This window comes from Saccharopolyspora sp., from assembly GCF_017434145.1.
In the GTDB taxonomy this organism is placed as follows: Bacteria; Actinomycetota; Actinomycetes; order Mycobacteriales; family Pseudonocardiaceae; genus Saccharopolyspora_C; species Saccharopolyspora_C galaxeae.
Genome location: NZ_JAFRFW010000691.1, coordinates 1 through 9,294, shown reverse-complemented (window position 1 = coordinate 9,294; position 9,294 = coordinate 1). Strand labels below are relative to the sequence as shown.

Annotated in this window: 11 protein-coding genes, 1 tRNA gene and 1 pseudogene; 11 read left to right on the top strand and 2 right to left on the bottom strand. The window is 70.7% G+C overall.

The window, feature by feature from the left end; all coding sequences use genetic code 11:
- The 6 genes and pseudogenes from IJH84_RS18920 to IJH84_RS18895 form a co-directional block, all read left to right on the top strand.
- Positions 1–234 (top strand): annotated as a pseudogene (locus tag IJH84_RS18920) (nucleoside deaminase); the annotation flags it as partial.
- 188 nt (positions 235–422) lie between these two features.
- Positions 423–1,853, top strand: coding sequence for an NCS2 family permease (locus tag IJH84_RS18915; protein WP_200073449.1), 1,431 nt, complete (start codon positions 423–425; stop codon positions 1,851–1,853).
- Between the two features lie 32 nt (positions 1,854–1,885).
- Positions 1,886–2,461, top strand: coding sequence for a nucleotidyltransferase family protein (locus IJH84_RS18910; RefSeq protein ID WP_295146898.1), 576 nt, complete (start codon positions 1,886–1,888; stop codon positions 2,459–2,461).
- A gap of 129 nt (positions 2,462–2,590) precedes the next feature.
- The gene (locus IJH84_RS18905) at positions 2,591–2,893 is read left to right on the top strand and encodes a hypothetical protein (protein WP_200073451.1); all 303 of its coding nucleotides are present in this window, start codon (positions 2,591–2,593) and stop codon (positions 2,891–2,893) included.
- 36 nt (positions 2,894–2,929) lie between these two features.
- Positions 2,930–3,541, top strand: a complete 612-nt coding sequence (locus IJH84_RS18900) for a TetR/AcrR family transcriptional regulator (RefSeq protein WP_295146893.1) — start codon at positions 2,930–2,932, stop codon at positions 3,539–3,541.
- 50 nt (positions 3,542–3,591) lie between these two features.
- A complete protein-coding gene (locus IJH84_RS18895; protein ID WP_295146889.1) occupies positions 3,592–4,323 on the top strand; it encodes an MOSC N-terminal beta barrel domain-containing protein in 732 nt (243 codons plus the stop codon).
- 24 nt (positions 4,324–4,347) lie between these two features.
- Here the strand turns inward: IJH84_RS18895 and IJH84_RS18890 are convergent, their stop codons facing one another.
- On the bottom strand, positions 4,348–4,569 hold the full coding sequence (locus tag IJH84_RS18890; RefSeq protein WP_200073454.1) for a DUF3618 domain-containing protein: 222 nt from the start codon (positions 4,567–4,569) through the stop codon (positions 4,348–4,350).
- A 171-nt stretch (positions 4,570–4,740) separates the two neighbouring features.
- On the opposite strand from IJH84_RS18890, the gene IJH84_RS18885 reads away from it, so the two are divergent.
- Positions 4,741–4,814, top strand: a tRNA-Leu gene (locus IJH84_RS18885).
- Between the two features lie 423 nt (positions 4,815–5,237).
- On the opposite strand, the gene IJH84_RS18880 is transcribed toward IJH84_RS18885, so the two are convergent.
- Positions 5,238–5,612 carry a hypothetical protein gene (locus IJH84_RS18880; protein WP_295146886.1) on the bottom strand — a complete coding sequence of 125 codons (375 nt, stop codon included), beginning with the start codon at positions 5,610–5,612 and terminating at the stop codon, positions 5,238–5,240.
- A gap of 245 nt (positions 5,613–5,857) precedes the next feature.
- On the opposite strand from IJH84_RS18880, the gene IJH84_RS18875 reads away from it, so the two are divergent.
- From IJH84_RS18875 to IJH84_RS18860, 4 genes are all read left to right on the top strand, one after another.
- Positions 5,858–6,733 (top strand): SAM-dependent methyltransferase, encoded by an 876-nt coding sequence (locus IJH84_RS18875; protein ID WP_295146884.1) that lies wholly within the window; start codon positions 5,858–5,860, stop codon positions 6,731–6,733.
- Between the two features lie 114 nt (positions 6,734–6,847).
- A complete protein-coding gene (locus IJH84_RS18870) occupies positions 6,848–7,606 on the top strand; it encodes an ABC transporter permease (RefSeq protein ID WP_295146882.1) in 759 nt (252 codons plus the stop codon).
- Positions 7,607–7,684: 78 nt separating this feature from the next.
- On the top strand, positions 7,685–8,440 hold the full coding sequence (locus tag IJH84_RS18865) for an ABC transporter permease (protein ID WP_295146880.1): 756 nt from the start codon (positions 7,685–7,687) through the stop codon (positions 8,438–8,440).
- A complete protein-coding gene (locus IJH84_RS18860) occupies positions 8,440–9,144 on the top strand; it encodes an ABC transporter ATP-binding protein (RefSeq protein ID WP_200073458.1) in 705 nt (234 codons plus the stop codon). The genes IJH84_RS18865 and IJH84_RS18860 overlap by 1 nt, the downstream gene beginning before the upstream one ends.
- The last annotated feature ends 150 nt before the right edge of the window (positions 9,145–9,294 follow it).

The window sequence follows — 9,294 nt, the reverse complement described above, 5'->3', positions numbered from 1 at the left end:
TGCGAACCGTGCCCGATGTGCCTGGCCGCGGCGTTGTGGGCGCGGCTGGACCGGGTGCTCTACGCCGCCGACCGCGAGGACGCTGCGCACGCCGGGTTCGACGACCGCGCGTTCCACGACCTGTTCCGCGACCCGGGCAAGCCGTGGCCCACCGAGGTCCGCCAGATCGCCTTGGACGAGCGCAACGCGCCGTTCGACCGGTGGCTGGCCAAGCCCGACCGGGTCGAGTACTGACGCCTGCCGCGGATCCGCGCAGGCCGCCGACAGGTTCGACAAGCGGCGATCAGCCGGTGATCGGCGCCGCAGCTGCGCGAACCACCTTCCGCACGCTGCCACCGAGGTAGCAACTCCCGAACCCGAGCCCGGAGCCACCGGGCCGCGCCGTCCTGCGCGAAAAACCCGAAGTCGCGAACGGAGGCTCAATGCTGCGCCAGAAGTCCGCCCCGATCGACCGCTACTTCCGCATCACCGAGCGCGGTTCCACCGTCGGCCGCGAGTTCCGCGGGGGCCTGACCACGTTCGTCGCGATGTCCTACATCGTGCTGCTCAACCCGCTGATCCTCGGCTCGGCCGCGGACCGCACCGGCGCGACGCTGAACACCACCCAGCTCACCACGGCCACCGCGTTGTGCGCGGGCGTGATGACCGTGCTGATGGGCGTGGTCGGCAACGCGCCGCTGGCGATGGCCGCCGGGCTCGGCGTCATCCCGGTGGTGGCGTTCACCATCGCGCCCGCGATGACCTGGCCGGAGGCGTTCGGGCTGGTGGTGCTCGCGGGCGCGGCGATCGTCGTGCTGGCCGTCAGCGGCCTGCGGGAGCGGATCATCCTGGCCATCCCGCCGCCGCTGAAGACCGCGCTCACCGTCGGCATCGGCCTCTACATCGCGCTGGTCGGACTGGTCAGCGCGGGGATCGTCACCCGCAAACCGGACTCGGCCGGAACCACCGTGCCGGTGCAGCTCGGCAGCGGCCCGGACGCGCACCTGGTGGGCTGGCCGAGCGCGCTGTTCTGCCTGACGCTGCTGCTGATGATCGTGCTGGTGGCCCGTCGGGTGCCCGGCGCGATCCTGCTGGCCATCGCAGTCGGCACGGTGGCCTCGATGCTGGTGCAGGCGGTGTTCGAGGTGCCCGCCGAGCAGTGGGGAGTGATCATCCCCGAGGTTCCCGGCTCGCTGGTGTCCGCGCCCGATCTCGGCACGTTCGGGCGCGTCGACCTGTTCGGCGGTTTCACCTCCGCCGGGGCGGTGGCCGGTGCGGCGTTCCTGTTCACCCTGGTGCTGTCCGGGTTCTTCGACGCGATGGGCACGATCACCAGCGTGAGCCGGGAAGCGGGACTGACCACCGGCGCCGACGGCTCGGTTCCCGCGATGGGGCGAATCCTGCTGGTCGACGGGTTCGGCGCGGTGGCGGGCGGAGTCACCGGCAGCGCACCCAACACCGTGTTCCTGGAATCGGCCGCCGGTGTCGGGGAAGGCGCCCGGACCGGGCTGGCCAGCGTGCTCACCGGACTGCTGTTCGTGGCCACGACCCTGTTCACGCCGCTGGCCGGAGTCGTTCCCGCGCAGGCGGCGGCTCCGGCGCTGGTGCTGGTCGGCGGCATGATGATGGCGCAGTGCAGGCACATCCCGTGGGACGACGCGAGCTACGTGCTGCCGGTGTTCCTCACCATCGCGGTCATCCCGTTCACCTACTCGATCACCAACGGCATCGGTGCGGGCCTGATCGCGTTCTGCGCGATCCGCGTGTGCACCGGCAGAGCCCGGGAACTCGGCGGGCTGCTGATCGGTCTGTCGGCGGTGTTCGCGCTGTACTTCGGGATCGAAGGCGTGGAGGGCCTGCTGCGGCTGGGGTGATGAGCAATGGGGTGATGAGTAATCTGCCGCCCATGCGAACAGCAGGGGTCGTGCTGGCGGCAGGCGCGGGCCGCCGGTTCGGCAAGCCGAAGGCGCTCGTCGAATACCGCGGCGCCCTGCTCGTCGACCGGGCCGCTCAGGTGCTCGCCGCAGGTGGTTGTGCACCCGTGCTGGTGGTGCTCGGCGCCGCAGCCGACGAAGTGCGAAGCCGCGCGCAGCTGCGGAACGTCTCGGTGGTCCCCAACCCGGAGTGGCCCAGCGGCATGGGCTCGTCGCTGCGCGCCGCGCTCACCGCGCTCGACGACGAGCCGGACGACGTCGTGGCCGCGGCGGTGCTGCCCGTGGACATGCCCGGAGTCAGCGCCGAAGCCGTCCGCCGGGTCGTCGCGCACACCGCCGAGGACGCCCTCGCCGCTGCCGCGATCGAGCAACGACGCAGTCACCCGGTGTTACTGGGGCGTGCGCACTGGCGGGCAGCAGCGGAGCGCGCGATCGGCGACGCGGGTGCGCGCGGTTACCTGCGTGCGCACGACGTCACCCTGGTGAGCTGCGACGGCATCTCGGAAGGTTTCGATATCGACAGTCCCGAAGACCTCGCTGACGGCTAACCCGTAGAGTCGGCGGTCACGCTGAGGTGACTCGGCGGCCACGGCCGAGGCCGCGACGCCCGCAAGGCAGGCGCGCCACCCGGCCGATGCGCGGAGTCACCGTCCGCAACCGCGCGACGGGGAGGCAACATGGCAACGGGACACATAACCGCCAACTACGTGCCGGACGGCGACGACTGGTCCGTCACCGTCTCGGCCGACGGCAACACCCGAACCGCACGCGCACCCGGTCTCATCGCAGCCAGGGACCAGGCCGACCAGATCATCGAGCACCTCGCCCCGAACTCCAGCGGCCGCGTGGTGATCCACCTGCTCAACGGCGACGGATTCGCGTTCAGCACGGCCTACCTGCAGGCCCGGCACGGCCTCTCGGACGAGGCGACGCGGCAGGCCGCGGCCGCCGCCGACGCCTCCAGCAACGCGCCGCGGTGATCCGATGCGCGCACGCAGCCCGTCGCCCTCTCTAGGATGGATGCCGTGAACGCACCGACCAGCAGCCCGCCCGGGCGCGGGCGCCCCCGGGACGCGACCCGGGACGCAGCCCTGCGCACCGCCGCCATGGAGGTGCTGGCCGAAGTCGGCTACCGCGCGCTGACCATGGACGCGGTGGCCGCGCGGGCGCGCGCGGGCAAAGCCACCATCTACCGCCGCTGGGAATCCAAGCTCGACCTGGTCATCGACACCTGCACCGAGCTGGTGCAGCGCAACATCCCCGAACCGGACACCGGCAGCGTCGCAGGCGACCTCGGCGAATTCCTGCGCGCCTTCGCCACGTTCCTGACCGGCCCGGCGGGCATGGCCGCCCAGGCGCTGGTCGGCGAACTGCCGCACGAGAGCGAACTCGCCGCCGCGTTCCGCGAGTCGTTCCTGCTCCCGCAGCGCAACGTGCTGCGGCTGATCATGGAACGGGGCACGGAGCGCGGCGAGATCGCCCCGGACGCCCCGGTCGACACGGTCGTCGAACTGGCCGGAGCGGGTCTGCTGCACCGCCTGATGCTCACCGGCGAACCACTGGACACGCGTTTCGTGGACCGGCTGCTCGGCGAGGCCCTGCTCCCCTTGTTGCGCAAGCAGCGCTGAACCGCGCACGGGCGAACCGCTAACCTCGCGAACGAGCTGAGGAGGTCGGTTTGTCGCGAGGGAACGTGGCGCAGCTGCACCGCTGGCCGGTGAAGTCACTGCGCGGAGAAGCCGTCGGCGCGGCGCGGTTCGCGGACGGCGGGATGGTCGGCGACCGGGCGCACGTGCTGCGCGACGAGCGGGAGAAGCGATCGGGCGCGGTGCTGACCGTGCGGCAGAACCCCGCGCTGCTGCACTGGAGCAGCGACTACGGCGCGGCCGCCGACCCGGCGCTGCCGCCGACGCTGCACGACGGAGCGGGCACCGACTGGAAGTGGAACGACCCCGAACTGCCCGCGGCGCTGACCGAATCCCTCGGCATCCCGCTGAGCCTGCACAGCGCCGCGGGCAACCAGGACCGCGGCCCGACCGTGCTGGTCACGCTGCAGTCCACGCTGGACGCGCTCACCGCGGAAATGGGCGACGAAGTGGATCTGCTGCGGTTCCGGCCGAACGTGCACCTGGACGCGGACATCGCACCGTTCGGCGAACTCGACTGGGAACCCGGCACCACCGTCACCGCGGGCGAAGTGACCTTGGAGATCACCGGGGAACGCGCCGGAGCGTGCGTGCGCTGCGCAGTGCCCAGCTGGGACGCGCGCGGACGAACGCGTTGGACAGCGCTGCAAACCCGGCTGATCGACGAACACGACAACAAGTTCGGCACCATCATGCGCGTGGTGCGCGGCGGAACCGTGCACCGCGGAGCCGAAGTCGCGGTCATGCGCCCGGAGGGCCGGTGACCCGCCGGGCGCACCCCACGGCAATCACCGGAAGATCTTGCGCACCACGATGACGGCGACCAACGCACCGACACCGATCGCGACGTACCGCACCCTCGGGTCGTTCAGCCGCTCCTGCACGCCGGCCTTGCCCTGTTCGACGAACCGCTTCGGATCCGCCTTCGTGCTCAACTCGTCCAGCGTCTCAGCCAGCGCGTCACGAGTCTTCTCGATTTCGCGCTGGATCGCGTCGGGATCACGGGCCACGCGGTCCTCCTCCAAGTACACCCTGCTGCGGACACCGTAGATCACACGCCCGCAGCGCACCCAGCGACCGTTCCCAGTGTCCCGACCGCCTCCCGGCACCGCCGGAGAACAGCCGAACCGCCCGGTCGGGGACACAACGGACATCACCACCCGTTAAGCTGGCACCCCATCGGGGCCGTAGCCCAATAGGCAGAGGCACTAGGTTTAGGTCCTAGGCAGTGTGAGTTCGACTCTCATCGGCCCCACGAGGCGGCGGCTGCTGCTCACCGCGGCTGCGGGTTCGCCGTGGCCCGTCGTATTGGTTGCGGGGGCCGAGCCCCCGCAGGCCCCACGGTGCGGTGGTTGCGCTGCGTCGGTTCCGCACCGGCTGGTCACGAACCAGCCGATCAACGAACCCAAAACCACGACACGCTTTGAACGCAAAGCGGCGGATGCTGCTCACCGCGTCGGGAGGGTGTTCGCGTGCGGCGGCGGCCACACTCATTCGCGAACGGCGAAAACGTCCTGGGGCGACGTCGGGTGACAGGCGGATCGCGCCCGACCTGAAGGAAGTTCGTGGCCGAATCCCGCGCGGCGGGGCGGTGAGCACGTCCGGGCAGCGCTTCCCGGGAGCTGATCGTCCTCGCGGCGATCCGAGTGCAGCGCCGGCTCTCGACGCGGGCGGTGGCTCAGAAGGGCTGGTGGGCCAGGGAGCGGGCGTAGTTGACGCGGGCGTTGAAGTCCATGGCGGCCGCTTGGGCGAACACCGGGACCTGCACCGTGTGCAGCAGACCCGGACCTTGCACGGTCACCTGGACCGAACCATCGGTGCGCTCCTCCTTCGCCAGCAGGAACAGCAGTCCGAGGAAGCAGAACAGGAAGAAGATCACCGCGCACACGATGGCCCACGCGGGAATCCCGCTGTTGGTCCGGGACATGTCGGTGAAGGTCCACGTCGTGCCGACGATCGGCGCGCGGCCGGACGGGGTGATCACCTCGTCCTGCGTGCAAGCGATGTCCCCGATGGTGACCAGGACCGGAGCTGAACTGGCGAACGGATCCACGGACGCGAGAGTACAAGTCGACGCCGCCCCGCGCGGGCATTTTCGGATCGAACCGGGGATGTCCCGGCGGAGAAACCCGCACGAAAACGTTGCGGCGGCGCGGAAAACTCAGCAATGGTTGCGAAATCAACCGGACGGAGGCCGCGCGAAACCCTGTCAGGGATCTCGGACATCGACTAAGATGATCTTGACCCCCGGGAGCTGCGCCCGGACGCAGCCGCACCGTCAGATGGGCCGAGATCAGCATGGACGACCCCGAGCGCACCCCCGGAAGCGAACCGTCGTCGCTACCGCCCGAGGTGGACACCTCGGTTCCCAGCGTGGCCCGCATCTACGACTACGCGGTCGGCGGCAAGGACAACTTCCGCGTCGACCGGGACGCCACGTACGCGATGCTGCAAGGCGTTCCGGACATCATCACCACGGCGCGGGACAACCGCGCCTTCCTCGGCCGCGGCGTGCGATACCTGGCGCGCGAGGCGGGAATCCGGCAGTTCATCGATTTCGGCAGCGGCCTGCCGACCCAGCTCAACGTGCACCAAGTGGCGCAGCAGGAGAACTCCGGCGGGCACGTCGTTTACGTGGACAACGACCCCGTCGTGCTCGCGCACGGGCGGGCGCTGCTCACCGACGATCAGCGCACGACGGTCATCCAGGCCGACATGGCCCGGCCCGCGGCGGTCCTCGAGCACGACGACACCAGGCGGCTCATCGATTTCGCGCACGAGCCGGTGGCGGTGCTGTACGTGTCGGTGCTGCACTGCCTGCCCGACGAAGCCGAGCCGCGGCAGGCGGTCGCGACCATGCTCGACGCGGTGCCGTCCGGGAGCTACCTGATGATGTCGCACCTGGTCAGCGACGACGCCGACGCCGCGGAATTCCTCACCCGGTTCATGAACGAGCAGACCACGTGGGGCCGGGTCCGCACCGAAGCCGAAGTCACCGCCCTGTTCGACGGGCTCGAGGTGGTTGATCCGGGACTGGTCAACATCACCCGCTGGCGGCCCAGCGAGCAAGAACCGGCCATGCACACCGACGCCCTGTTCGACTACGAGATCCCCGCCCGCCCCGAGCTGGAGAACAAGATCTGGGAATTCGGCGGCATCGCCCGCAAGCCCTGATGCCCCGCAAGCCCTGATGCGCTGACCCACTCGCTGCGGTCATCGCGGATCGGTCGTGAACCAGCGGCGCCGACGCGGCTACGTACCTTCCGAACGACGAAGGAAGGACGTCGCATGTCGATCGGCACCGCGCAGCGAACCACGGCTGGTTTCGGCACCGTCGTCGCAACCGAGCTCTACCGCGCGCGCCACGGGCCCCTGCTGTGGCTGATGCTGCTCAGCCCCGTCGCGCTGGCGCTGCCCATGCTGCTCGCGACTGCTCTCGGCGGTGACTGGGAGCAGTGGCAGGGGCTGGCGCTGATGGGCTGGGGCGGACTGCTGCCCGCCGTCACCGCGCTGGCCATCGGGCTCGACGTGCGCCAAGACCGGGACGCGTGGCTTTTCCTGCTCGCCGCGCCGGTTTCGCGGAACCACCTGGTGCTGGGCAAGGCCGCCGCGCTGGTGGTCGTCACCGCGCTCGGCAGCCTCGTGCTCGGCATCGCGTTGTGCGCCGGTGCGCTGCTCGCGGGCCTCGCGTTGCCCACCGGGCCGCTCACCGGAGTGCTCGCGATGTGGGTGGCGCTGTTCGGGATCGCGGGCCTGCTACTGCTGCTGGCGATCAGCTTCGGTTTCCCGGTCACCGTCGGCGCCGGAGTCGTCGGGGTGTTCGCGGGCCTGCTCACCGCGGACAAGGCGTTCTGGTTCGTCAATCCCTTCGGCTGGCCGCTGCGCGCCATGCTCCCGTTCGGCAGGCGCTTGGTCGGCGTCGAGATCCCGGACAGCAGCCCGCTGGCCGCCACGGGGCCGGTTCTCACGGCGATGCTGCTGTCGCTCGCGCTGGCCGCCGCGACCATCGCAGCGGCCTGCGTCGTCCTGCGGCGCAAGGAGATCTGAATGCCGTCGCAGAACCGGCGCGGACGGCCACCCGCGCAATCCACCCCTACCGGCCGCAGATCCTCGGGAGGAACCGCCATGTCCATCGCTGCCCGGAACACCGCCGGGCTCGGCACCATCATCGGCACCGAGCTCTACCGCGCACGCCGGGGCTCCCTGGTGTGGCTGATGTCGCTGACGCCGCTGGTGATCGCGCTGCCCATGGTCGTCTCGACCGCGCTCGGCGCCGATTGGCCCGAGTACCGCGGTATGACGCTGACCGGCTGGGGAAGCCTGCTTCCCGCGTTCATCGCCCTGCTCGTCGGGATCGCGGTCACCCAGGATCGGGAGGCCTGGCTGTTCCTGCTCGCCGCACCGGTAGCGCGCAACGGCCTGGTGCTCGCCAAGATGGCCTCGCTGGCCGTGATCACCGCGGTGCCCAGCCTCATCCTCGGCCTCGCGTTGTGGATCGGCGGAATCAACAGCGGGGTCCCGGTTCCCGCGGACGCACTGGCGGGCGCCGCCGCGATGTGGGTGGCACTGCTGGGGATCGCCGGGCTGATGCTGCTGCTGACCCTCGCAGCCGCGATGGCGACCACCATCGCCGTCGGCGTCGTCGGCGCGTTGGCGGGGATGCTGACCGCGGACAAGGCCTTCTGGTTCCTCAACCCCTTCGGCTGGCCGCTGCGCGCGATGCTCCCGTTCGGCCAAGTGCGGGCGAACGGGGTCGCGCTGCCACCGGGGAGCCCGCTGGCCGACCTCGGGCCCGCGTTCGCCGCGATGCTGCTGTCGGTCGTGCTCGCCGCCGCTGCCACCGCGCTGTCCTGCATGGTCCTACGACGCAAGGAGATCTGATGAGCACCGCACTCGCCGCCGACGACATCGTGAAGAGCTACCGCAGCACCCCCGTGCTCCGCGGGGTCTCCTTGGACGTCCCCACCGGCTCGGTCACCGGCCTGATCGGACCCAACGGTGCCGGGAAGACCACGCTGCTGTCCATCATCGGCGGCCTGCGCCGCCAGGACAGCGGGAACGTGTCCGTCTGGGGCAGGCCGCGGCAGGCGGAGACCTTGCACGACGTGGGTTTCCTGCTCGACCACCCCGGCCTGTGGCCGTTCCTGACCGGCCGGGGGAACCTGCTGGTGCACGCACGGCTGCGCGGCGTCCCGGAGTCCAGAGTGGACACAGTGCTCCGCCAGGTGGACATGGCCGAGCACGCCGACCGCAAGGTCGGCAAGTACTCGCTGGGGATGCGCTGGCGGCTGGGAATCGCCATCGCGCTGGTCGGCGATCCGCGCGTGCTGGTGCTGGACGAACCGACGAACGGTCTCGACCCGGTCGGAATCCGGGACATGCGGGCGTTGCTGCGCTCGCTGGCCGACGAAGGGCGAGCCGTGCTGATCTCCAGCCACCAGCTCTACGAAGTGGCGCAGATCTGCGACCGCATCTCGGTGCTGGTCTCCGGCACCATGCGCTACCAGGGTCCGCTGCACGGCCTGGCCGACGACAACGACCTGGAGGCGGCGTTCTTCCGGCTGATCGACGGCGCCGCCAAGTAGGGCGCCGGGGAAGCCGCCCGCCGGTGCGGGAAGCGGGACCTCAGCCGCGGGGGCGCGCACCGCTCGGGCGGAGCGCGCTCCTGGTCGTGCCGGGCCGCCAAGCCACCGCCAGGGCCCACACGTGCTGCACCGTCGCCGCCGCCCCATCCG